The sequence below is a fragment of the Henriciella mobilis genome (genome assembly GCF_003576315.1).
In the GTDB taxonomy this organism is placed as follows: Bacteria; Pseudomonadota; Alphaproteobacteria; order Caulobacterales; family Hyphomonadaceae; genus Henriciella; species Henriciella mobilis.
Window position 1 is genome coordinate 467,591 of the sequence record NZ_QWFZ01000039.1, and the last position, 24,213, is coordinate 491,803.

Annotated in this window: 21 protein-coding genes; 8 read left to right on the forward strand and 13 right to left on the reverse strand. The window is 62.1% G+C overall.

The window, feature by feature from the left end; all coding sequences use genetic code 11:
- The first annotated feature begins 6 nt into the window (after positions 1-6).
- Together purF and D1227_RS19520 are read left to right on the forward strand one after the other, a co-directional pair.
- Entirely contained in the window at positions 7-1,446 is a 1,440-nt protein-coding gene (gene purF, locus D1227_RS19515) for an amidophosphoribosyltransferase (RefSeq protein ID WP_119376402.1), read from the forward strand.
- A 27-nt stretch (positions 1,447-1,473) separates the two neighbouring features.
- Complete coding sequence (locus tag D1227_RS19520) at positions 1,474-2,172, forward strand: SDR family NAD(P)-dependent oxidoreductase (protein ID WP_119405860.1); 699 nt, start codon at positions 1,474-1,476, stop codon at positions 2,170-2,172.
- A 40-nt stretch (positions 2,173-2,212) separates the two neighbouring features.
- Here the strand turns inward: D1227_RS19520 and der are convergent, their stop codons facing one another.
- The 4 genes from der to panB all read right to left on the reverse strand — a co-directional run bounded on the left by der (position 2,213) and on the right by panB (position 6,793).
- A complete protein-coding gene (der, locus tag D1227_RS19525) occupies positions 2,213-3,751 on the reverse strand; it encodes a ribosome biogenesis GTPase Der (protein ID WP_119376400.1) in 1,539 nt (512 codons plus the stop codon).
- 54 nt (positions 3,752-3,805) lie between these two features.
- On the reverse strand, positions 3,806-5,152 hold the full coding sequence (locus D1227_RS19530; protein ID WP_119405861.1) for an outer membrane protein assembly factor BamB family protein: 1,347 nt from the start codon (positions 5,150-5,152) through the stop codon (positions 3,806-3,808).
- Positions 5,149-5,883: a tetratricopeptide repeat protein gene (locus tag D1227_RS19535; protein ID WP_158586730.1), complete on the reverse strand. Its 735-nt coding sequence runs from the start codon at positions 5,881-5,883 to the stop codon at positions 5,149-5,151. The genes D1227_RS19530 and D1227_RS19535 overlap by 4 nt, the downstream gene beginning before the upstream one ends.
- Positions 5,884-5,971: 88 nt before the next feature.
- Positions 5,972-6,793, reverse strand: coding sequence for a 3-methyl-2-oxobutanoate hydroxymethyltransferase (gene panB, locus D1227_RS19540; protein ID WP_119405862.1), 822 nt, complete (start codon positions 6,791-6,793; stop codon positions 5,972-5,974).
- A 61-nt stretch (positions 6,794-6,854) separates the two neighbouring features.
- On the opposite strand from panB, the gene D1227_RS19545 reads away from it, so the two are divergent.
- A complete protein-coding gene (locus tag D1227_RS19545; protein WP_119405863.1) occupies positions 6,855-7,259 on the forward strand; it encodes a hypothetical protein in 405 nt (134 codons plus the stop codon).
- Here the strand turns inward: D1227_RS19545 and D1227_RS19550 are convergent.
- Positions 7,256-7,837 carry an NnrU family protein gene (locus D1227_RS19550; protein ID WP_119376395.1) on the reverse strand — a complete coding sequence of 194 codons (582 nt, stop codon included), beginning with the start codon at positions 7,835-7,837 and terminating at the stop codon, positions 7,256-7,258. The two genes, D1227_RS19545 and D1227_RS19550, sit on opposite strands and share 4 nt — an antisense overlap.
- 107 nt (positions 7,838-7,944) lie before the next feature.
- Between D1227_RS19550 and D1227_RS19555 the strand changes: the two genes are divergently transcribed.
- On the forward strand, positions 7,945-9,141 hold the full coding sequence (locus D1227_RS19555; protein ID WP_119405864.1) for an FAD-dependent monooxygenase: 1,197 nt from the start codon (positions 7,945-7,947) through the stop codon (positions 9,139-9,141).
- On the opposite strand, the gene D1227_RS19560 is transcribed toward D1227_RS19555, so the two are convergent.
- The 6 genes from D1227_RS19560 to D1227_RS19585 all read right to left on the reverse strand — a co-directional run bounded on the left by D1227_RS19560 (position 9,122) and on the right by D1227_RS19585 (position 14,997).
- On the reverse strand, positions 9,122-10,120 hold the full coding sequence (locus D1227_RS19560; protein ID WP_119405865.1) for an NADPH:quinone oxidoreductase family protein: 999 nt from the start codon (positions 10,118-10,120) through the stop codon (positions 9,122-9,124). The genes D1227_RS19555 and D1227_RS19560 overlap by 20 nt on opposite strands.
- A 96-nt stretch (positions 10,121-10,216) precedes the next feature.
- Positions 10,217-10,747, reverse strand: a complete 531-nt coding sequence (locus tag D1227_RS19565; protein ID WP_119376392.1) for a hypothetical protein — start codon at positions 10,745-10,747, stop codon at positions 10,217-10,219.
- A 14-nt stretch (positions 10,748-10,761) separates the two neighbouring features.
- Positions 10,762-11,280 carry a hypothetical protein gene (locus tag D1227_RS19570; protein WP_119405866.1) on the reverse strand — a complete coding sequence of 173 codons (519 nt, stop codon included), beginning with the start codon at positions 11,278-11,280 and terminating at the stop codon, positions 10,762-10,764.
- Between the two features lie 192 nt (positions 11,281-11,472).
- Positions 11,473-12,993: a hypothetical protein gene (locus tag D1227_RS19575; RefSeq protein WP_119405867.1), complete on the reverse strand. Its 1,521-nt coding sequence runs from the start codon at positions 12,991-12,993 to the stop codon at positions 11,473-11,475.
- 107 nt (positions 12,994-13,100) lie between these two features.
- Entirely contained in the window at positions 13,101-14,417 is a 1,317-nt protein-coding gene (locus D1227_RS19580; RefSeq protein WP_119405868.1) for a CsgG/HfaB family protein, read from the reverse strand.
- Position 14,418: 1 nt separating this feature from the next.
- Positions 14,419-14,997 (reverse strand): curli assembly protein CsgF, encoded by a 579-nt coding sequence (locus D1227_RS19585; protein WP_119376388.1) that lies wholly within the window; start codon positions 14,995-14,997, stop codon positions 14,419-14,421.
- A 531-nt stretch (positions 14,998-15,528) separates the two neighbouring features.
- Here D1227_RS19585 and D1227_RS19590 point away from each other — a divergent pair.
- Entirely contained in the window at positions 15,529-16,074 is a 546-nt protein-coding gene (locus D1227_RS19590; RefSeq protein ID WP_158586731.1) for a prepilin peptidase, read from the forward strand.
- Positions 16,075-16,094: 20 nt separating this feature from the next.
- On the opposite strand, the gene D1227_RS19595 is transcribed toward D1227_RS19590, so the two are convergent.
- The gene (locus D1227_RS19595) at positions 16,095-17,732 is read right to left on the reverse strand and encodes a BCCT family transporter (RefSeq protein WP_119405870.1); all 1,638 of its coding nucleotides are present in this window, start codon (positions 17,730-17,732) and stop codon (positions 16,095-16,097) included.
- 349 nt (positions 17,733-18,081) lie between these two features.
- Here D1227_RS19595 and D1227_RS19600 point away from each other — a divergent pair, with 349 nt between their 5' ends.
- The 3 genes from D1227_RS19600 (at position 18,082) to D1227_RS19610 (ending at position 23,267) form a co-directional block, all read left to right on the forward strand.
- Positions 18,082-20,694, forward strand: a complete 2,613-nt coding sequence (locus tag D1227_RS19600; protein WP_119405871.1) for a TonB-dependent receptor — start codon at positions 18,082-18,084, stop codon at positions 20,692-20,694.
- A gap of 77 nt (positions 20,695-20,771) precedes the next feature.
- Positions 20,772-22,772, forward strand: a complete 2,001-nt coding sequence (locus tag D1227_RS19605) for a tetratricopeptide repeat-containing sulfotransferase family protein (protein ID WP_119405872.1) — start codon at positions 20,772-20,774, stop codon at positions 22,770-22,772.
- Between the two features lie 3 nt (positions 22,773-22,775).
- The gene (locus tag D1227_RS19610) at positions 22,776-23,267 is read left to right on the forward strand and encodes a MarR family winged helix-turn-helix transcriptional regulator (RefSeq protein WP_119405873.1); all 492 of its coding nucleotides are present in this window, start codon (positions 22,776-22,778) and stop codon (positions 23,265-23,267) included.
- 9 nt (positions 23,268-23,276) lie between these two features.
- On the opposite strand, the gene D1227_RS19615 is transcribed toward D1227_RS19610, so the two are convergent.
- A complete protein-coding gene (locus D1227_RS19615) occupies positions 23,277-24,209 on the reverse strand; it encodes an NAD(P)-dependent oxidoreductase (RefSeq protein ID WP_119405874.1) in 933 nt (310 codons plus the stop codon).
- Positions 24,210-24,213: the final 4 nt, after the last annotated feature.

Below are 24,213 nucleotides of genomic sequence, written 5' to 3' on the forward strand. Positions count from 1 at the left end.
GTCGCGATGTTCTGGGATCATGATGACGACAAGCCTCGCGAAGAGTGTGGCGTCATAGGCGTCTACGGACACCCCGAAGCATCGCTTCTGACAGCCCTCGGCCTTCACGCCCTTCAGCATCGCGGACAGGAAGCCTGTGGTATCGCCACATTCGACGGCGAGAAGTTCCACAATGAACGCCATATGGGCCTCGTTGGCGAGAATTTCGGAGGCGACCTGCATGCTCGCCTTCCCGGCCACTCGGCCATCGGCCACAATCGCTACTCGACCCAGGGCAAGCCGGCGCTGCGCAATATCCAGCCGATCTTTGCCGACCTCGCCTCGTCCGGTTTCGCGGTCGCCCACAATGGCAACATCACCAATGCCCGGGCGCTGCGCCGTGACCTGATCGAGAAAGGCGCAATCTTCCAATCGACGATGGACACCGAGGTCGTCCTGCAGCTTGTCGCGCGCAGCCCCAAACCGCTGATGCGCGACCGCTTCCAGGAGGCGCTGACCTATATCGAGGGCGGTTATGCGCTGGTTGGCCTGACGAACAAGAAGCTCATCGGCGCACGCGACCCGATCGGCCTGCGCCCGCTCGTCCTTGGCAAGATCGGTGAGGGCTGGGTCCTCGCCTCGGAAACCTGCGCCCTGGACATCATCGGCGCAGAATTCGTTCGCGAGATCGAGAATGGCGAAGTCGTCATTATCAGCAAGGACGGTGTCGAAAGCTATTTCCCCTTCCCGAGGCGCCCAGAGGCGCCTTGTCTTTTTGAGTATGTCTACTTTGCCCGCCCCGACAGCGTCGTTCAGGGCCGCAGCGTCTATGAAGTGCGCCGGCGCATGGGCAACCAGCTGGCCCGCGAGAACCCTGCCGATGTTGATGTGATTGTCCCGGTTCCCGACTCCGGCGTGCCGGCCGCCATCGGCTTTTCGGAAGCCAGCGGCGTGCCCTTCCAGCTAGGCATCATCCGCAGCCACTATGTCGGGCGGACCTTCATCCAGCCGACCCAGTCCGGCCGTCAGACATCGATCTCGCGCAAGCATTCGCCGAACAAGGCCGTGCTTGAAGGCAAGCGCGTGCTGCTGGTCGACGACTCCATCGTTCGCGGCAACACGTCCAAGCGGATCGTCAAGATGGTCCGCGATGCGGGCGCGCGCGAGGTGCACTTGCGCTCGGCCAGCCCGCCCATCGTCCATCCGGACTTCTATGGCATCGACATGGCCGCCCAATCGGAACTGATCGCAGCCAATCACTCGCTGGAAGAGATGCGGGATTTCCTCGGCGTGGAATCGCTCGGCTTCCTGTCCGTTCCAGGCCTTTACGCGGCCATTGGCGTCGAACGGAATGTCGAGATGCCGCAATTCTCCGACCATTGCTTCACCGGTTGCTACCCGACACGGCTGGTCGATCACATGCGCGACGAAAGCTCGAAGGAAAGACAGCTTTCCCTTCTGGACTAGGCGCGCCGGCCCGGCTACGCCGCCCGCATGGACAAACGCATCACCCTCGTTACCGGCGCCTCACGCGGCATCGGCCAGGCCGCCGCCCTCGAACTCGCGCGGCGCGGCCATCATGTCGTTGCCACCGCCCGCTCGAAGCTGGCGCTGGAGAAACTCGACGATGAGATCAAGGCACTCGGCGGCACAGCCACGCTGGTGCCGATGGACCTCAAGGACAAGACCGCCTTCGAAACGCTCGGCCAGGCGCTCGCAACCAAGTTCGGCCGGCTGGACGGCCTGCTCGGCAATGCCGGTGTTCTCGGCACGCTGGGGCCGCTACAGGCGATTGGCCCGCGCAGCTTCGAGGAAACGATCGAGGTGAACCTGACGGCGAACTGGCGCCTGATCCGCGCCATGGCCCCGCTGCTGCAGCGCTCGGAAGCCCCGCGCGCGGTGTTCATCTCTTCAGGCGTCGTGCCTCGGCCCCGCGCTTTCTGGGGGCCTTATCAGGCGTCCAAGATGGGGCTGGAAGGTCTCGCCTTTGCCTGGGCGGATGAAAACGAAAACCTGCCGCTTCGCGTCAACATCTTCGACCCGGGTGCCACGCGCACCGGCATGCGCGCCGAAGCCATGCCGAGCGAAGACCCGATGAGTCTGCCTGCACCTGAAGAGGTCGTGCAGCAGCTGGTACCGCTTCTGGAAGAAAGCGAGACCCGCACGGGCGAGCGGATCGTATTCGCAAAGTAAGCTCCACCTGTTGCTGGTGGAACTCGTCGCATGACCAGGCCTACTTCTTCTTCGTGCGCCGCCGCCCTTGCGCCTTGTCGGCATAAGGGTTGGCGCCCTGGCGCACAAAGAGGCGGATCGGCACGCCCTGCATGTCGAAGGCTTCGCGAATCCCATTGACCAGGAAGCGCTTGTACTGCTCAGGCATGTGCTCGCCGCGCGAGGCGATCAGTACGAAGGTCGGCGGGCGGGACTTCATCTGCGCCATGTAACGCGGCTTGATCCGCTTGCCGTGGACGGCTGGCGGCGGATGGCGCTCGATCGTGTAGCGCAGCCAGCGATTTAGATCGCCCGTCTTCACGCGTGCACACCAGTCGTCATAGACCTTTGCCACCGCTGGCATGAACCGCTCGACTCGCTTGCCGGTCAGGCCCGACAGCGTCACCAGCGGCGCGCCCTTTGCGTTGGGCAGCAGGCGTTTGGCAAGCTCGGTGAGCTCGCGCATCTTCTGGGCGTGGTTCTCGACCGTATCCCATTTGGAAATGACGAAGACGAGGCCGCGGCCTTCGCGGATAGCGAGATCGGCGATCTGCAGGTCCTGCTTCTCGAAGGCATCGTCCGGATCCATGACCAGGGCGATGATGTCGGCATATTTCAGAGAGCGGACCGTTTCGCCCGTCGACATGCGCTCGAGCTTTTCCTGCACCTTCGACTTGCGGCGCAGGCCCGCCGTGTCGACCAGCTTGACCTTGCGGCCTTCATACATCCAGTCGACAGAGATGGAATCGCGCGTGATGCCGGCTTCCGGGCCGGTGAGGACGCGTTGCTCGCCAAGCAGCTGATTGATCAGCGTCGATTTGCCTGCATTCGGGCGCCCGACAATGGCCAGCCGGATCGGTTTCTTGCGGGCTTCCTCGCGCGCGGCAAGCTGGGCTTCGGCCTCGGCAGCATCATCGATGCCGGCCGCTTCTAGCCGGGCGGTCAGCTCTTCCTCGGACAGGTTCGGATCGTCTACGTCGATTTCGGCGAGCTGGTCGAGGATCTCATCATTGAAGCCCTCGCCTTCGGCGGCGTCGTCCTCGACGAAAGCGGCCTCGAAAGCTTCCTCGCCCAGCGCGGCGCGGATCGCACCATAAAGCTCTCCCATGCCCTCGCCGTGCGCGCCCGACAGGCCGACCGGCTCGCCGAAGCCGAGGCCCCAGGCTTCCGCGATACCAATATCGCCGCGATTGCCCTCAGCCTTGTTGGCCGCCAGCACCACCGGAATGTCGGCCTTGCGAAGGACTTCGGCGAAGCTCTCATCCGTCGGCGTGACGCCATCGCGCGCATCGATCAGGAACAGGGCGAGTTCCGCCTCCCGGATCGCGACCTCCGTCTGATGGCGCATACGGGATTCCAGGCTGTCATCGTGGACGTCCTCGAACCCGGCCGTGTCGATCAGGATAAGTGGAAGGTCTGCAAGCCGGCCGGGCGCTTCCTTGCGGTCGCGCGTCACGCCCGGCTGGTTGTCGACAAGCGCAAGCTGCTTGCCCGCCAGACGGTTGAACAGCGTCGACTTCCCGACATTCGGCCGGCCGACAATTGCGATCTTCAGCGGCATAAGCCGACCCTTCCCAGTGCACGCCCCGACCCAAGCGGGGCAAAGCGCGACCGTTTAACGGATCGCGATCAGGCGCGCATCATCTGTCAGCACAAAAATCTTGTCGCCAACTGAAATCGGTTCGAGATAGACCGGGTCCTTGAGCTCCAACGAGCCGATCCGTTCGCCGGTCTGCGGGGACAGCGCGATCAGTCCGCCGAGCGAATTCACGACGATCACCTGGTTAGACGCGACGATCGGCCCGGCATAGGCGATGCGGCCCTTCTTCTTCTTCTGTTTCTCGTACTGGCGCAGCTGGGTCACCCAGTAGACTTCACCGCTATTGGCCTGGATCGCCGCGACGCGGCCATCGGTTCCGCTGATGAAAATGTAATTTCCGGCAAGCGCAGGCGCAGACGTCGAACCAACCGGCTGAACCCAGACCCGGTTGCCCGTACGACCGTCAATTGCCGCCATCACGCCAGACTGGTTGGCCGCGAAGACCAGGCCACCGCCGATGACGGGGCGCGAGGCAATGTCGTTGATCGAGGAGATCGGCGTGAAACGGCCCGGCCGCGACAGGGCCTCGGTCCACAGCCGGCGACCATTGGCGGCGAGATAGGCGATAATCTCCCCGGACGAATAGGGCGTGATCACGATGTCTTCGACAGCCGCTGAACTTGGCGACCCGAGCACGCGCGCAGATTCGGCAATCGCCTGGTCGGACCAGAGAATGCGGCCGGACTTCACGTCGAGCGCGAAGACTTCATTGTTGTTGGACGAAACATAGGCGCGGCCGTCCTTGATCGTCGGAGAGCCGGTCATCGGCGCTTCCATGTCGGTGCGCCAGATTTCCGAGCCGTTCGAGGCACTAAGCGCACTGACGAAACCGAAGCCGCTGGCAACGATCAGTGTGTCGCCGGACAGCGCGAGGCCTGAGCCAACACCGATATCGTCGCGGCGGTTGCCGGAGTCGAGCTCGCGCGTCCAGAGCCGGTCACCCGTATCCAGGTCGAATGCACGGACCGTCTGGCGGGAATCGATCACGAAAATGGCCGAATTGCTGGCAACGGGCGGCGTTGTCAGGGCCGATTTGCGGGTCGACCCCCGTCCGGCATCGACGCTCCATGCGATCTGCAATGCCTGCGCGGCGGCAACATGGCCGGCGGTCTTGCTGGGCCCGGCTCCGGCCTGCGGCCAGCTGTCGAGCGGCTGGGCGGCCGGCAGGGTGATCTCGGCACCGCTCAGGTCTGAGCTGGCCTCAATGACCTCGTCGCCGAGCACCATCTCGATCCGTCCGGCCTTTTCCTCTGCGGAAAGGCGTTCCTTTTCAGCCTTGCGGTTGCCGAAAACCGAACAGCCGCCAAGGGCAAGCACAAGGATGCCGCCAATGGCGAGGCGCGCGTACTGGGTCTTGTTCATTCCTGTTGATCTCCATCGGTTGCGGGCGCCTGGCCTTCGCCCCCGTCAGCCGTTGTTTCGGGCTGCCCTTCTGCCGGCTGCGTCGCAGGCGCAGCTGCGGGCAAGGCAGCAAGCGCGCGAATCGCACGCTGGCGGACACCTTGCGGCACATAAGGACTGTCCAGTCTCAGGAAACCGAACTGCTCCCTGGCATAGTCAAAATCGCCTTCGGCCACCGCCATCGACGCGAGAAGTTCCAGTGCGAGTGCGCCGAATTGCGTATCTTCATTGGCCAGCGAGCCGAGATAGGCCTCGACGTCCTGGCGCGACGCCGTTTCGGATTTCAGATAGGCCGCCTTGAGACGTGACAGCTTGCCGATGGGCGTATCCTGAGCCGCGGCCTGCTCGAGTGCAGCGATGGCAGCCGCCCTGTCGGCATTTCCCTGCAGGCGCGCTTCGGCCAGGAAGTTCGCGGCAAGTGGCGCGATGCGTGCGTCGCTATCCGCCAGCGCCTCGAACCCCTCAGCCGCAGACTGAAACTCCTGATCAGCCAGAGCGTTGCGCGCGGTCTCGAAGGCCTGCGCATTCTGCTCGGCGCTCTGGGTCGTCCGGTGCTGGAGATACTCGTTCGCGGCCACGCCGCCGATCAGCAGGGCCGCCGCGATATAGGCGAAGACACCGTACTTCTTCCACAGCCTTTCGGCCCTGTCCTGGCGGAGGCCTTCCTCGACTTCCTCAAAGATATCAGCCACTTGGGACACTCCAATTACTGGCCAGTCTATTCGTTCGCGCACCCTAACCCCGGGGCTGGTCCCCGGCAACGCGCGAAAGCGGTTCGGCCTATTGTTTCATCAGCTTGTAGGTTTCTGCCGCGCCCGGAAAGCGCCGCGCCCGCACGTCGGCGGCATAGGCCTCTACGGCTTTTCCGATATCCGTTCTGAAATCGGCATATTTACGAACGAATTTCGGCACCCAGTCGAACACGCCCAGCATGTCCTGCGTCACCAGCACCTGACCGTCGCAGGCGGCCGAGGCCCCGATGCCGATCGTCGGGCAGGACACCGCTTTCGTGATCTCTTCGGCGAGATCTTCCGCGACCCCTTCGACCACGATGGCGAATGCGCCGGCCTCTTCGGCGGCCTTGGCCTCCTTCATGACGCGGGCGCGCTCATCCTCATTGCGGCCTTGCGCACGGAAGCCGCCCGTCACATTGACCGCCTGCGGTCTAAGGCCGACATGCCCCATGACGGGCACCCCGCGCTCGACAAGGTGGGATATCTGGTGGGCTGCATAGGCCCCGCTTTCCAGTTTCACCGCCTGGCAGCCGGTTTCCTTCATGATCCGGGCCGCGTTGAGGAAGGCCTGGTCGGCATTCGTCTCATAGGACCCGAACGGCATGTCGACGACGACGAAGGCCTGGCTGGAGCCGCGCATGACGGCCTGCCCGTGCAGGATCATCATATCCATCGTGACGGCCACGGGCGTATCGAGACCGTGCACGACCATGCCGACGGAATCGCCGACCAGCAGCACGTCGCAATGCGGATCGAGGATTTCGGCCGTCGGCGCGTCATAGGCCGTCAGGACGACCAGCGGATCGCCGCCCTTGGCGGAGGCGATGTCGCGAACGGTCTTGCGGCGAATCTGGGTTTGCTTTGACATGCGATGTGCCTTAGCGCGCCCCCTTCGCAACCTCAAGAAAGCATGTAATCAGTCGGGCAAGATGACCGATTCGACACGAACTGTTCTGGCTGCTGCAGCGCTCTACAGCGTGGTCGCCTTTGCCATCGGCTTCGTGTTCGGCGCGCTCCGCCAGCTTGTTCTCATCCCCTGGCTGGGCGAGCGGGCCGGGCATTGGGCCGAATTCCCTCTCGTCACCGCCAGCATCATGGCGTTCGGCATCTGGCTCTCGCGCAGACGAGGCCTTGGCGAAACGACGGCCCTGCTGACCGGCTTCGGCGGGGTGATCGCGCTGCTGGCGATCGAAAGCGTCTTCGCCCTCGGCCTCATGGGCATGAGCGTCGAGGCGTTTCTGTCGAACTTCAACATCATTGAAGGCGCCCTTTTTCCCTACGGCCTCGTCCTGATGGGACTGGCGCCGTGGGTTGCAGCGCGCCTCAGCCGCTAGGCCGGCATTGCCGGGACACCGAACAGGATCGGATGCAGCCAGAAGGCAATGGCAGCATAGACACCAAGCCCGACCACAACCGACAGCACATCGCCCATGACGTTCGGCTTGAGGTCTGCCGGCGGACCGTTGTCGCCGCGCTTCTTGACGGCGATCCGGTCGATGACGCCATAGGCCAGGAAGCTGCCGAACAAGATGATCGAGTTCAGTTCGCCATTGGCTAGCAGGTGTCCAAGCGCCCAGAGCTTCACCGCAACCAGCATCGGATGCTTCAGCGTCTTCTTGATATGGCCCGCCGGCATGTAAGCGGCGACGAGGATGGGCAAAGCGAGCAGCTGGAACAGCATGTTCACATGCTTCAACCAGACCGGCGGCACCCAGATCACAGCCGATGGCCGCATGGCGCCATAGCCATAGATGATCAGCACGAAACCCGCGATCGTGAGCAGGCTGTAGAGGCCCATATAGGGGCCGTAGCCCATCTTCGTGCGCAGATCGCTGCCCGGCGCGCGCGAGCGGAACGCCGAGAACAGGTGCGGTCCGAAGAACAGGACAAGCCCGGCCAGTAAGTATGTCATGATCAGCCCTCCCAAACTTTCCTGAGCATGTCCTGACTTGGCCCCGTCTGCAAGCCGCGCGCATTCGTCCGCAAGACAGCCTGCCCGCCGCTTGCTAGAGCGCAAGCATGGATAGGCGGATCGCACTCATTGCCGGCGGCGGCATTGGCGGGCTGACAGCGGCCCTCGCGCTGTTGCAGCGCGGCTGGGGTGTTCAGGTGCTTGAAGCTGCGCCAGCCATCGAGGAAGTTGGCGCCGGGCTGCAACTGAGCCCGAATGCAATGAAAGTGCTGGACGCACTCGGTCTGGCGCAGGCGGTCGAGGCGCGGGCCTTCGAACCTGAAGCGCTTGAGCTCAGGCTCGGCCGGTCCGGCCAGCAGGTGTTCCAGATTGCGGCAGGCAAAGCCGCGCGCAAGCGCTGGGGTGCGCCCTATCTCCATATCCACCGCGCCGATCTGCTCGATGTCCTCGAACAGGCGGTCCGGCAGCATCGGCATGCCGCCATCCGCCTTGGCGCGAAGGCCGTCTCGTACAGTCTCGCCGGGGATGGCGCACAGCTGAACCTGGCCTCGGGCGAGCCGCTGGCCGGTGATCTCGTCATCGGCGCCGACGGCATACGCTCAGCCCTCAGAGACCAGATGCTCGGCCCTGATCAGCCCCGCTTCACGGGGAATCTTGCCTGGCGGATGACGGTTCCTCTGGACCGGCTGAAAACGCCGCCGCCGCCGACCGCCTGCGTCTGGGCCGGGCGCGGACGCCATGCCGTGACATACCGCCTGCGCGGTGGCGCGCTGGCAAACCTTGTCGGCATCGTCGAACGCTCGGACTGGACAGGCGAAAGCTGGACCGAATCCGGCACGCGGGACGACGCGCTGTCCGATTTCAGCGGATGGGTGCCGCAGGTGACCGAAATCATTGAAAAGGCGGACTCGCTGTTTCGCTGGGCCTTGTTCGACCGCGCGCCCCTCTCGGGCTGGCATGACGGTGCTGTCGCGCTGCTCGGCGACGCGTGCCATCCGATGCTCCCCTTCATGGCGCAGGGCGCGGCCATGGCGATCGAGGATGCGTGGGTCATGGCGCAGGCGCTGGAGGCGTCACAATCGGTCGAGCGGGGCCTCGCCCTCTATGAAACCCGGCGCAAGCCGCGCGCTTCGCGCGTGCAGGCCGCCTCGCGCGCCAATATGAAGACATTCCATCGGCGCTCGCCGGCCATGCGGCTGGCGACATATGGGCCGATGTGGCTTGCCAACCGGGCCGTCCCCGGCTTCGTCCAGTCACGTCAGGACTGGATCTATGGCGAGGATGTCACTGCGAGGGATCGATGATCACGCGTCCGACAACGCGGCGTTCTTCCATGTCGGCAAAGGCCTTGCGCCAGTCATCGAGGCCGTAAACCGCGTGAACATGCGGGCGGACCGCCTTGCGTGCGACAAGATCCCAGACCGCTTCCATGTTTTCGCGGCCCCGTTCCGGAAAGCGGCGGCCATATTCGCCGGCGCGAACACCAACGACAGAAAAGCCTTTGATCAGCGGCATGTTCACCCCGATCTGCGGGATCCGCCCCGAGGCAAAGCCGATGACGAGAAGCCGGCCATCGAAGCCGATGCAGCGCACGCTCTCGTCGAAAACGTCGCCGCCTACCGGATCATAGATGACATCAGCGCCGCCGCCGGTCACCTCTTTCACCTTCTCGCGGAAGCCGTCATTGACGTTGATCAGCACCTCCGGATCGTAGGCCTGCCGGATCTTCTCCAGCTTCTCCTCGCTCGATGCCGTTGCGATGACGCGCGCGCCGAGATGCTTGCCGAGATCGACTGCCGCGAGACCGACTCCCCCGGCGGCCCCATGAACGAGCAGCCACTCGCCTGGCTGGAGGTTGGCGCGCCGGACGAGTGCGACATACGCCGTCAGATAGGCCGAACCGACAGCAGCTGCGCTCGCAAAATCAAGATGATCGGGAATGGGCCGGACGGCCGACGCCTTGTAGACCCCGTACTCGGCAAAAGCGCCGCCAAGTCCGCCGGTCACCACCCGGTCGCCGACAGACAGGCCGGTTACATCAGGCCCGATGGCAGCGACCTCGCCGGAAACATCGCCGCCTGGCGTGAATGGAAGGTCCGGCTTGTGCTGGTAGCCGCCGCGCGTCATCAACAGGTCAGGAAAGCCGAGACTGCCAGCCCGGATCTTCAGCAGGATGCCGCCGCTGTCAGGTTTGGGAACGGGAATGTCGCGCAGTGCGCAGCCTTCGAAATCTTCGGCAAGCGTTTCGACCCTCAGGGCCCTCATCGTTTCCGGGAGACTCATGATCGCCTTTGCGCTGCTGCCAACTGACAGGCGCGATTTAGGCGAGACGGACGCTGGAAGTCCATCTTTACTCCGGGGCAAAGGCCATCGCCTGGCCTACTGACCCATCTCCTCGCGTATGGCTTCCTCGATCAGGCGGGCCTGCTCTTCTGCCTTGGCGCGCTCGGCGGCCTGACGGTCGAGTTCGGCCTTCTTCCTGCGCTCGGCTTCCGGCCCGAACAGGACATTGAAGAGGTCACGCTGGCTCGGCTTGTCGAGCGGATTGTCTTCCAGCCAGGCCAGTACGGCGCAATTGTCCTCGAAGACGCGCCCCTCTTCTTTCAGATAGTCGAGAATGGCTTCCTGCGGCGGGCTTAGCGGGCAGTCGCCGCTCAGCTTTGCCGGCAGGACGTCTCCGACCTTGCTTTCATCGATGTCGAAGCGGTCGGCGACCGTGTCCGGATCGATCTGGTCGGCCAAGCCGCCGGCCTCGACGGCCGAGGAGCCGATCTGGTCGAAGCTCGCATTGCTGCGTTTGCCGGTGTCGTCCGAATTGTTGCCGAGCTGGCCAATGGACGCGCTACGGTCGGCATAGGCCGCGAGCGCCAGCAACGCCGCAAGCGCGGAAGCAAACAGGATAACCCGCATTCCGACCAAGCTCCTCAGTTACCGGTTTGCGTGACGATGACGGTCGAGTTGCCGTACTGCGTCACCGCGAAACCGAGATTGTTGCCGGTCTGAACATGCTCGAAAACATTGTTGCTGCCAAACTGCTTGGCGGCGGAGAGATTATTGTCGCCGGTCTGCATTAGCTCGTATTCATTATTGTCACCATACTGGCGAATGAAGGCGCCATTGTCGTTTCCCGACTGGACGATTTCAGCCAGGTTCTGGCCGCCAATCGAGGTCTGGGACGCAATCACCAGATTGCCGTCGCCCGACTGGTTGACTTCGATGGCATTGCCGGTGTCGCCCTTCTGCCGGATGATCGCCGTGTTGTGATCGCCGATGGTCAGCTCGTTGGCGTTGACGTCCTCGTCATCACCAAACATGGCTTCCAGCGGATCGCTGTTCAGCGAGTCGAATTCCGATCCTTGCGCGAAAGCTGCGGCCCCCGTGAGGGCCCAGGCGGCTGCCGCATAGGAGGCGACGCGAATAAGCGATTGCAGGTCTGTCTTCATGACTTTCAAGCTCCACCAAATAAAACCGGATCCGGCGTGGCATCCCGACGTCCAGATGGCTGGACGGGATCAACATGACCGCGAGCGTGCGGACCGGAAAAAAGGACCAACAGGGGCCGGACGTCCGGCTGGAGACCTGCCCCTGTCGGCGAAGAGGCCCGGCGCCATGGGGCGCCGGGCCTGCGTTAGGCCTTACTGATAGACCAGGGCGGTGTTGTACGAGCCGCTCTGATGGATATCGGAGTCAGCACCGGACATCGTCTGGTAAACGTCGATGACGTTACCCGGACCACCGATCTGAACCAGGGTCGCATCGGTGTTATCGGCCGTCTGAAGGACGTCGATCTCGTTGTTGCTGCCATCCTGGTAGATGTAGGTACGGCCATGATCGCCGGTCTGCTCGACATCGGTCGAGTTGTGGCTGCCGCGCTGATCAACATAGGTGAAGTTCGCCCCACCATCCTGCAGCAGGAGCAGGTCGTGGCCGACGCCCGTTTGCGTCAGGGATGCGAAGTTCAGGTTGCCGCCTTTCTGCGTGGCTTCCATCAGGTTGCCTTCGCCCGACTGGTCGAGGTTTGCAGTGTTGCGGTCGCTCAGCTGGTGCAGGTTCATGACCTGCTGGTCACCAGACTGCATCATCAGCGTGGTGTTGTAGTCACCGATCTGCTTCAGCTTCATCGCTCCTTCGAAGGAGGTCTGATAGATCATCGCATTGTTGCCGGTGCCTTCTTGCGTGGACCGGATTTGCGAAGCTTCGGCATCCTGCTCAACCACCAGGCTGTTCCAGGCACCGTCCTGAAGCGAGGTCAGCTTGACCTTTTCACCCTTCTGGAAGCCATCGACGCTGTTGTTCTTGCCGAACTGGTCGACGTCGACGAACCACTGCGTGGACGACTGCACGAACGGTGCATCAGTCGAACCGACGGAGTTGCCTTCGCCAATCTGCAGGATTTCCAGGGCAGCAGCCGTGGCCGAGTCCTGAAGCAGGTTGACGTAGTTGCCCGGGCCACCCGGTGCAGACAGCTGGGAGACCGTGATGATGCTGCCAACCGAGTTCTGCTCGATCAGGGCTTCGTTCATGTCGCCCGTCTGGCCGAGGAACACCGAGTCGCCAACGCCATGCTGCGTGATCGCAGAGGTGTTGTTGTGGCCGAGTTGACCAACAGCAGCAAAGGTGCCGAGACCGGACTGCTCGATGCCGGACACGTTGCCGGCACCATCCTGCAGGACAGTGGCCACTGCATTGGCGCCATCCTGAAGGATTGCCGAGCTGTTGGCACTACCAAACTGGTTCACGGAGGCAAAGCCGAGGCCGGAATCGTGCTGGACGATTTCGGAGTCGTTGCCCGTGCCAGCCTGGAACACGAATGCCACGTCGGTGGTGTTCGACTGAACGATCGACGAGGTGTTGGCATCGTCGCCAGGTCCACCCGAGCTGAGCTGGGTGACGGTGGCAACGTTGTTCGAGCCGTCCTGGTCAATGTTACTGTCGTTCAGCACACCGGTCGGAGCAACCGAACCGTCTGCCTGGTAGACAAAGGTGGCATTGTCGCTGCCGGACTGGTCGAGGAACGAGTAACCGTCGGCACCGTCCTCCTGGGTGATCACAGCGAGGTTGTTCTCGCCGGACTGTTCGATTTCGTTTTCACTGGCGTATGCTGGCGCCGCAAAAACCAGGGCTACAGCCGCCCCGACTAGAAGGTGTTTGCGCATAAGTTTTTACTCCTTTGACTTCGCTCAGCCCGTCCTCAAGACGAGCCCCCTTCACCAACCGCCCATATCGATTGCTCGATGTCCCCAGGGCGGGTCTGAACGACGCGTTATGCGCCCTCCATGTTCGTCGCCATGCCGGCCGTGCGCGGGGCGTCTTGCGACACCCGTTGCATGTCCAGTGTGGCGATCGAATTCTTATGTCCGCGCAGCGCCTGAAGGCCGCCAATCGCGGATGTGTAAGTGTCAGCGGCCGTCAGCCCGAGTTCGCCGTCCCCTTGCGCTACGGGCTGGACGGCCGCTGATGCCGCGGAGATGGTCTGCGCGACATGTTCTGGCGCCTTGGCGACCGCATGAGCGTCCGCCTCGGCATTGTAGGAAACCTTGGCCGGCTGCATCTTGCCGTCGGCCGAAGGCACTGAATTCATTGAGACCTCAGCCGGGCGCTCATCCTTTGCAGGCGCGCTTTCCGGCTTGTTTTCGGTGATCTCCGGCTGTGCCAGACGGGCTTCCTGGACAGGACGCTCGGCAGCGGCATAGGCAGAGCCCACATCGTTGTACACACCGTTGCGCTCAGCGCGGTAGCGTTCGAGAAGCTCGGCACCGGCCACCTGGTCGCGGAAGCTCCAGACCCCGAGGTCTGCGCCTTCCATGATCAGCAGCTCGACGGCCTTTTCGGTGGCCTGGCGAAGCGCCAGCAGGTCGGGCTCGTTCGTGGTGATGCCGGTGTCGACTTCGAGAAGCTCCTTGAAGCTGACGAAGCGGAACACGTTGGAGGCAACGCCCACGGACGCGATCTTCTTGGAAGCAACCACCGTGGTGATCACTTCGCCCGTCTTCACGCTGACAGCGCGCAGATAGACGGTGACCTTGTCCTCACGATAGTCGGTCTTGGCACCGATGCCGAGGAAGCGCGCGCCGGCGCCACCCGTGATCGTGTTGGTGTCATAGCCAATTATACCACCCTCAAGGATGATGCCAGCGAACAGAAGCGGCGGAAGGGCAGCTTCATTGACATCTTCCTCGCCGAGATACTGGCGGCGCATCTCGCGGATGATCTGGCGTTCCTTGAGAAGGTTATCGAGGTTTTCGCGCTCGATGACCGTGAACCAGGAGCGGTTTCCGGCATCCTGCAGCGCTTTCAGCAGGACCGAAGTCGAGCCTTGCGTCACGGCCTTGGACAGCGTCTGCACGCCAGCCGATGACGGCTTGAACTGGCCGGTCTGGTCCTGGAAATCATAGACTGCTACTGCGGCCCGCTCGCGTGGCGGCGGCAGTGAGCGCAGTGAAGACTGCGTCTCGGTCACGGTCTCGGAAACGGCCGGCTTGTCAGCGAGGTCCAGCATGGCGCCGGACGTCGTGGTGCAGGCCGAGGCGAATGCGGTGGCAGCGGCAATGGCTGCTGGAAGCTTAAGAACGTTCAACATCTCAGTAGATCTCCCCGGTCGGGCCGAAATCCTCGTAGAGAGAGGATCCGGTAAGATCGCCTGAACCGTTCGGTGTCACCGGAATGGCGCCCTGGCTCTGAGTGGTGCTCATCGGCGAGCTGAACCCGGACACGCCAGCCGCGCTGGCCGATTCGGAAACGTTGAGAAGCGGAATTTCGATTTCGGTGACGGTGCCCGTCGTCAGGTCGGTGATTGTCAGCTGCACCGAGTCGATGCCGCGAACGAATTCAATGACCTGGTCGCCAAAGGTGATCGTACCGGAGTCTTGCGGGTTCTCCCCGAAGATGGCCTCGTTCACTTCACCGGCGAGGGACGAAAGAAGCCGGCTCTGCAATTGGCGAATGAATTGTTCCGACTGGGAGTCCAGGCCGTTATTGGCGTCCGGGTCCTTGTAGTCGTTCTGCGCATTCGCAATGCCGAGCAGGTGAGATGAGTTGAAGCTGTCGCCACCGAAGGATGGATTGACTGGCTTGTATACGAGTTCCTGCGCGGTTGCTGCGAGCCCGGCCGGCAAGAATGCGGCGGCTAGCAGCGCACAGGCTGCGGTGCGTCCCTTCATTAGGTGTCCCCGTTTTCAACGTGCGCGTCCAGACCATCTAGACTGCAGTGTCCCCACACCGGTGCACGTTTGATGCCAAAGGTTACAGCTCATTAAACATTCGTCAATTAAGAAGTATGGTTAATGAATAATTTTTTTTGTCTTTTTAATTCACTGTTTTTATTACTTTATTTTTTCTTCGGCGCTGCAACAATCCTGTGAGGCGAACGTTAATAATTTCGTTCTCCTCTCAGATTGACCCAGTTCTGCACAGGGTAATTTCATGCAAATTTGCATGAAATTGTTCTAACTGCGCACAGAGCTGTGCAAGCATGCTGCACGACACGGCGCCATGGCGGCTTTGCCCGCTCTATCTACGATTGCGGCGCTGTGCGCCTGCCGGCCAATCCGGAGAATGTTACGGCATTCGCCTTCCCTATTCGCTGGGCTGATGGGCTCGCTGTGTCTCAATCTGCTACAGACGGGACTTGGACTTGGGCCGGTCATGCCGGTAAAGGCATGCAGCGCTCACTCCTTATGAGGCTGAACCTGGTGCTTCTGAGCAGATTTCTCCTGGCCGTATGCGCCATCATCATCCCGATCAGCGCCTGGTTGTTTGCGCCCGTGGACACCGTCATCCTGTCATGCCTGTTTGGCTGGGTGCTGCTGGCACTGGCCGTAATCGACTTTCGCAGCCTTCTCCTGCCAGACCCGCTCACCCTCGCCGCAGCCCTGCTCGGCGCGCTGATGGTTGCAACGACGCGGCCCAATGACTGGCTGGAGCATTTGATCGGCGGGGTTGCCGGCTACCTTGTCCTGTTTCTTGTCGAGACGGTCTATCTGCGGCTGCGCGGGCGCGATGGGCTCGGGCGGGGCGACGCGAAACTGCTGGGTGCGATCGGGCTGTGGGTCGGCTGGACACGCCTTCCGGATGTCCTGCTGCTCGCCTCCCTCACAGGCTTGCTCGCCGCCCTGACCGCAAACCGCCTTCTCAAAAAGGAACTGTCGGCGAGCACGCCGGTCGCCTTTGGACCATGGCTGGCGCTTGCCGGCTGGATTTCCTGGCTCGCCGGTCCGCTCCTCGTCCCGTCAGTCTAACCTCCGAACAGGCAAGGCGGCTATTCGCCCGCCGAGGCAGAGGCCGACAGCTCGCTTTCTTCTGCGGCCTTCATCACACGCAGCTCATCGCGCATGCCGAGCAATAGGCTGACGCAACTGACCAGGACGATGGAAGTGAACGGCAACGCCGCAGTGATCGTGCCTGCCTGAAGCGACTGGAGCGTGGCTCTCCCGCCACCATAGAGTAGCATGGACGCGGTCACGCCCAGCATGCAGGCCCAGAAGACACGCTGCGTTACCGGCGCATCCGTCTTGCCGCCCGACGTGATCGCATCGACGACCAGCGCGCCGGAGTCTGCAGACGTCACGATGAAGACGACCAGCAGGAAGATCGCCGCCGTTGACGTGATAGCGGCGATGGGCAGGCTGTTCAGCATCTCGAACAGGGTCAGCGACGCGGTGGACATACCGTCCGCGAGATCGCCCTGCCCGGCTTCGAACTGCTGGATGGCTGTCTCGCCAAATGTGGTGAACCAGATCACGCCAATCACAACCGGCGCCAGGATCACGACCGTCAGGTATTCGCGCACCGTCCGGCCCTTTGATATCCGCGCGATGAACATGCCAACAAAGGGCGACCATGAAATCCACCAGGCCCAGTAGAAGATCGTCCAGTCATGGAACCAGGCGGTATCCTCCCGCCCGAACCAGTTCGACAAGGCCGGCGCGTCGATCAGGTAGGTGAAAAGGTTTTGACCGAAGCCGCTGACAATGGCGAGCGTCGGACCGAGAATGAAGACAAAGATCATCAGGATGAGCGCGATGCTCATATTGATGTTGGAAAGGAGCTTCACCCCGCCATCCATGCCGCGAAGCACCGAGATGACGGCGAGGCCGGTGATACTGAGCACCAGCAGGATCTGCATGCCGAGGGTAACGGGCTGGTCGAGCAGGTAGGCCACGCCGCTGCTCGCCTGTGTCGCACCGATACCGATCGTTGTCGCGAGCCCGAAGACAGTCGAGATGACCGCTAGCGTGTCGATGACATGGCCCCAGAAACCCCATACCCGTTCCCCGAGGATGGGGTAGAAGGCCGACCGGATCGTCAGCGGCAGGCCCTTATTGTAAGTAAAGAAGCCGAGCGCGAGGCCGACGATCGCGTAGATGGCCCAGGGGGAGATCCCCCAGTGGAAGATCGTCGCGCTGAAGGCAAGCCGGCGTGCTTCCGGCGTTCCCGGCTCGACATTGAACGGCGTTCCGAACCAGTCTGAATAGTAAGCCAGCGGCTCCGCGGCCCCGTAGAACATGAAGCCGATGCCAACACCGGCCGCAAACAGCATGGCAATCCAGGAGTGAATTGCGAATTCCGGCCGGGCATCGACGCCGCCCAGCCGGATCTTGCCAAGCGGCGATATCGCTAGCGCCAGGCAGAAGATCGTGAGCAGGACCGGCGTCATCGCAAATAGCCAGTCGAAGGTCTGCAGCGTCCATTCGCGCGCGGTCTCCAGCCCGACTGCAGTTGCGCCCGGGAAAATCAGTGAAACCAGCGCGAACAGGATGACGAGCCCGGCACTCAGGAAGAAAACCGGATTGTGGATATCGAGGCCGAGCATTTCGACATTGTCCTGGCCGACTTCGTAATCGGTCTCGTATTCGGACTGATACTCTAAGTCACTTTCAAGATCGGTATCGCTCATTACTTCGTCACTATCACTCGGATCGGATGGTTTGTTCATCGAACTATTCCTTTGAGCGTTATCGACCACATTTCGGCGATCCCTCCAACCAACAAAACATTCCCTTCGCATGTGACATAAGTGTCACGCGCCCTTAATATACTGTTTTTAATGACTTTTCATACATATCAAAATGTCAGCTCTCACAGATTACGTATGCTGCACTGCGAAAAACCTTTTACGAATCGAACTATCACCTTAGTTGGACAACTGTTCGGCGCCTGGCCTTTCGGCCGTTGTCGCGCCACCGCTCGCCTCGGAGTCCGTCCGGGTCGCGAGCGCTCGTTGAAACCAATGATGGGGTAAACAAATGAACACTCTTCGCGGTGGAGCATCATTGCTCGCCATAGGCGCCCTTATGACGGCCGCTCCGGCCATCGCCGTTGCCCAACAGGCTGATCAACCGGAAGCCAGCGCCGCTCAGCCGGCCAAGCCGGCCGCCAAGAAGCGCCGTCTGAAAGCGGTCACGGTGACGGCCACGAAGCGGACCGAAACCGCTCAGGACATTCCGGTCACAGTGAACGCTCTTGGCGAAGTCGAACTCGATCAGCTCGGCGTCAAGAACTTTACCGACTATCTCGTCCAGCTGCCGGGCGTCACCGCCGGCGGTTCGGGCCCCGGCCAGAACACCATCTACATTCGCGGCCTCGCATCGACGACACCAAACCTCACGGTTGCCGGTGTTGCTGGTCTGGCCCCGAATGTCAGCTTCTATCTCGACGAACAGCCGCTGGCCCAGCCCGGCCGTAACCTCGACGTCTACGCTGCCGACATGGAGCGCGTGGAGGTTCTCTCAGGCCCGCAGGGTACGCTGTTCGGCTCCAGCTCGCAGGCCGGCACGGTCCGCCTGATCACCAACAAGCCGGACTTCTCCGGCTTTGACGCTGGCTTCAAGGCATCGACCGCCTTCACCGACGGCGGCGAGATGAGCAACAGCGCCGAAGCCATGATCAACCTGCCGGTCACGGACAACTTCGCGCTTCGCGGCGTTGTCTACAATGACACGCAGGGCGGCTACATCGACAATGTCGGCGGCACGCTCACGGCTGAGGAATCGGCCCGCTTCCGTCCAGAAGGCACGGTTCGCGCCAATGGCGTCCCGGTCAATTCCAACCGCGCCGGCTTCCAGGCAGGCGCCGACCTGTCGGGCGTGAACTTCATTGCTGCCGACAACGGCACCATCGCCGAAGACGACATCAACGATGTCACCTATCAAGGCTTCCGCCTCAGCGGCATGTATCGCTTCAATGATGACTGGGACCTGCTGATCCAGCACTCGCAACAGTCGATTGAAGCCGATGGGGTCTTCTCCGCCGATCCGGAGCTCGACGACTATGATATCGTCCGGTTCACGCCGGAAGAGATCGAGGACAAGTTCCACAATACCTCGTGGACGCTGGAAGGCCGCATCGGCATGCTCGAGGCGATCTATACCGGCGCCTATACCGAGCGGACCACCGACCAGATCGTCGACTATTCCGACTATCTCTTCGTCGGCCAGTACTTGCCCTACTATATCTGTGACTATGACGTGACCTATCCGACCGGCGCTGCGCCGGCTGGCACGTGTTACGCGCCGAACCTGTTCGTGAACTCGCACTCGGAAACCGAAGTGCAGACCCACGAAATCCGGTTCAACACGCCATCCGAGAACCGCTGGCGCGCCACGTTCGGTGCGTTCTACAGCGACCTCGAATTGGCTGAGCGGAATGACTTCGTCTATCCCGGCTCGACCATGGTCCAGTACACCGATGGCTCGGTCGGCTTTGCCCCGAACTATCCGCTGACCAATACGGATGTGACCGGCCCGATCGGTGACGCCTATCCTGGCTATTTCAGTGAAGCAGGACCGTTCCCGGAAGGCGTGATCTTCCGCAACGACGTCCTGCGGACCGACGAACAGCTTGGCCTGTTCGGTGAAACGACCTTCGACCTCACCGACCAGTTCGCCCTGACGCTGGGCGCACGCTGGTACGATGTCGAAGTCGACCTGAAGGGCAGCGCGAACTCATCCTTCTTCAACCTGTTCGCCGACACCGACCAGCAGGTCTTCGGTACCAACATCTCCTACATCTACGGCCCCGATGGCCCGGCGGACGCCCCCGACAAGGCGGCAACCGACGGCATGATCTACAAGGTCACGGGTGAGTGGACGCCGACAGACGACACGCTGTTCTACGCCACCTACTCGGAAGGCTTCCGGGCTGGCCTGCTTAACCGTCCAGGCGGCGCAAGCGGCCCTGGCGGCTACACTGTCCCGTATGAAGTCGACACTGACGACATCAAGAACTACGAGATCGGCTGGAAGACCGAGCTGTTCGACAATTCGCTCCGCTTCAACGGCGCAGCGTTCTTCGTCGAGATCGAAGGCCTGCAGACGACGATCTTCGATCCGTCGATCGTGAACCTGTTCTTCTCGGACAATGCCGCGAATGCAGAACTGCAGGGCATCGAGGGTGACTTCACCTGGGCGCCTGACAGTGTCGACGGCCTGACAATTGCCGGTGCCTTCTCGCTGCTCGACACCGAGATCACTGAAGTGCTCGTGCCGACCGACGATGTTGTCGAAGGATCCGAGCTGGCCTTCGCGCCTGCCTATCAGGGCAATCTGCGCGTTCGTTATGAATGGGATCTCGAAAAGCAGATCGCCGGCCAGAACCTCGTGGCCCACGTGATGCCGCAGATCGTGTTCTCCGACAGCTCCTATTCCGACGTCATCGAGATCAACAAGATGGAACTCGACGGCTATGTGACGCTTGGCGCCACGGCCGGTGTGACGGGCGACAATTGGGGCGCCGAGATCTACGCGTCGAACCTGACGAACGAATATGCCGAACTGAGCGGCAGCTTCGTCTATGACCGTGAGCGCATCACCCCGATCCGTCCGCGTACGATCGGTATCCGGGTCAGCTACGACTACTAGGTCTGGCCTGAAACACTTGCACAAATCCGCAGCGCCCCGTTTAAACGGGGCGCTGCACTTTCTACCCCTCTGAACAGATGACATCCCAAGCCACTCCGATCGCCGACGCCCTGAAGGCCATGCGAGCCGCCATGCAGGCTGGCCAGTTCGATGACGCTGCCCGACAGGCTGACGCGCTTCTTGCCGACCATCCCGACAATCAGGACGCGCTCTATATGGCCGCCGCCACGGCGCGCTATCTCGGACAGGATGACCGCGCCTTCAATCTGCTGGGCCGGTTGAAACGGGTTGCGCCGGATTTCGGCAGGGCTTTCCAGGAAGAAGGCCATCTCCACCGCAAGCGCGGCGATACCGCTGCGGCGTTGACGGCCTATCAGCGGGCGGTGCGCTACAATCCCGCTCTCAATGCCAGCTGGACAGCCATGGCCGAGCTGCACGACAGTCTCGGCAACCCGAAAGCCGCCGCCGAAGCACGCGCCCAGGCCGACAGGCTGAAAGCGCTGCCGCGCGAATTACTGGCGGTCACGAACTATATCCATGAGGGCAAGCTGCTACAGGCCGAGCGCATTGCGCGCGCCTTCATGCAACAGAACCCGAAACACATTGAGGGCATGCGCCTGCTCGCGGATATCGGCACACGGCTCGGCGTGCATGAAGATGCCGACTTCCTGCTGGAAACTGCCATCCAGCTCGCACCGGACAATCCGCAGCTCAAGATCGATTACATCCAGGTACTGCGGAAGCGCCAGAAATACGAAGCCGCCCTCGCCCAGGCTGAAGCCCTTCTGAAGCATGATCCGAACAGCCCTGTTTTCAAATCGCTTTTTGCAATTGAGAGCATGCAGGCCGGCGATTATGACACCGCCCTCGCCATCTTCGACGACGTGCTGGAGACCATGCCGGACGATCTCGCCACGCTGACCTCGCGCGGTCATGCGCTGAAGACGGCGGGCGAAACTGACAAGGCGATCGCGTCCTACAAGCGGGCAACCGAGGTTGAGCCCCTGCATGGCGATGCCTGGTATGCCCTCGCCAATCTCAAGACGTTCTCCTTCTCCGACGCCGATATCGACGCAATGCTGCGGGCAAAGAAGGATCCGAACCTCTCCTATATGGGCCGCATCCATGTGTCCTTCGCGCTCGGCAAGGCGCTTGAAGATCGCGGCGATTATGACGCCGCCTTCGAGCACTATGCCGAGGGCAACCAGCTGAAGAAGCTGCAGACGCGCTACACAACAGAGCAGATGCACGAGGAATTCGAGGCGCAGAAACGCCATTGCACGGCTGAGCTGTTTGAGACCCGCGCCGGTGTCGGCCATGACGACCCCGCGCCGATCTTCATTCTCGGCCTGCCGCGCGCCGGCTCAACGCTGATCGAGCAGATCCTCGCCTCCCACAGCCAGGTCGACGGGACGCTGGAGCTGCCGAACATCCTCTCGCTCGCCCACCGGCTGCGCGGGCGCAAGCAGGTCTCCGACCGCGACCGCTATCCACGCGTGCTGCATGAACTGCCGGACGAAGAATTCGAGAAACTCGGGCGCGACTATATCGAGAATACGGCGATCCACCGGAAGGGCGCGCCCTTCTTTACCGACAAGATGCCCAACAATTTCCGGCATATCGGCCTCATCCACATGATCCTGCCCAATGCAAAGATCATCGATGCGCGCCGTGAGCCGATGGCCTGCTGCTTTTCAGGCTTCAAGCAGCTTTTCGCCGAGGGCCAGGAGTTCAGCTACAGCGTGGAAGACATCGGCAACTATTATCGCGGCTATGTCGACCTGATGGCCCATTGGGACCGCGTGCTGCCGGGCAAGGTGCTGAGGGTCCAGCATGAGGATGTCGTCGCTGATCTTGAGGGCCAGGTCCGCCGCCTGCTGGACTATTGCGGCCTTCCCTTCGAGCAGGCCTGCGTCGACTTTCACAAGACCAAGCGCGCCGTGCGCACGGCAAGCTCGGAACAGGTCCGCCAGCCGATCAGCGCCTCGGGTCTCGACCAGTGGCGCCACTTCGAAGACCACCTCGGTCCACTGAAGGAGGCGCTTGGGCCAGCCCTCGAAACCTATTCCAGTCAGTAGACGATGGACCAGAAAACGACAGACGCTCTCATTTCCCTGCGCCGCATACAGAGGCGGACGGAGCTTTATGCGCGTTCGCTCGCCCAGTCTGCCGATCTCAGCGTGTCGCAGCTGAAGGTGATGCAGCTGCTGGCGAGCCATGACGCCGCCACGCCAAGTGATCTCGTCCGCATGACCGCCCTCAGCAACGCATCGATCACATCCCTGATCGACAAGCTGGAAGCCCGCGGCATGGTCGGCCGCCGGAAGGACCCTGCGGACAGACGAAAAGTCGTGCTGGCCCTGACCGAAACGGGCCGGGACGTTCTGAAGACAGCGCCGAACACCCTGCAGGACCATTTCGAACTGCTTTTTTCGAACCTACCGGAATGGGAGCGCTCGATGGTCGTTTCCGCGCTCGAGCGTGTTGCGGATATCGTGGATTCCCGCTCCGAGGTCACCGATTCCGAGCCGATCCTCGATGTCGGCGCATTCGACCGCGCCGGCGAAGACTAGAGTCTCGCCCTAATAGCCGCGCTGAATATCGACAGAGGCGGGCGGTTCGCCGGTAGCCAGATACGCTTCCAGCAGCTCGCAGAAACGGTTCACGGCATCATCGGGCAAGGTGAGACCGGACACATGCGGCGTGACCGTGACGTGAGGATGCGCCCACCGCCAGTCATCGCGCGGCAAAGGCTCGGCCTCGAAGACATCGAGGACCGCGTGGGAAACATGTCCGGCGTCCAGGGCCGCGCGCAAGGCTGCATGATCAAGTGTCGAACCACGCCCGACATTGATCAGCAATGCGCCGTCGAGCGCCTGCAACATGGAAGCGTCGATCAGCCCATCCGTGTCAGCCGTCGCCGGGAGGGCAAGGATGAGGACATCCGGAGAGCGCCCGGCGGCGAATGAATCCAGGGCCAGCACACGGTCGAAGTCGGCCCGGCCCGTGCCTCTACGCGAATAGCCCGTCACATCGGCGCCGAGCGCCTTGAAGGCCCGTGCGATGCCCGACCCAATGCTCCCTGTGCCAACCACGGCGACAGAGGCGTTGAACATGTAATGCGGACTGGCGTCCTGCTTGTCCCATTCGGCCTTTGCCTGAAGGGCGCGCCGGACCGCCATTTTCTGAAAGTGTGCCAGCGCATAACCCAGGCAGTATTCGCCAATCTGCTGGCCCATATGACCGGTCGTGCGGGTGATGACGGGCGCTGGCCCACTCCCCGACAACGCCTCACACAGATGGTCGACACCAGCCCCAACCGAGTGAACCCAGTCATAGGCTTCAAGCGGTTCGTCGGTCGGCGGACGAAAGCTCATCAGCACTTTCAGGCCGCTCGCTTCTGCTGCGTTGTCCACAAAGCGGACAGACGGAAACCGCGCCGACAGCACATCGCGCATGACGGCTTCATGCTTGTCGAGGATACGCACGGATACCGCTTCAGTCGTCCAGCTCATCTGG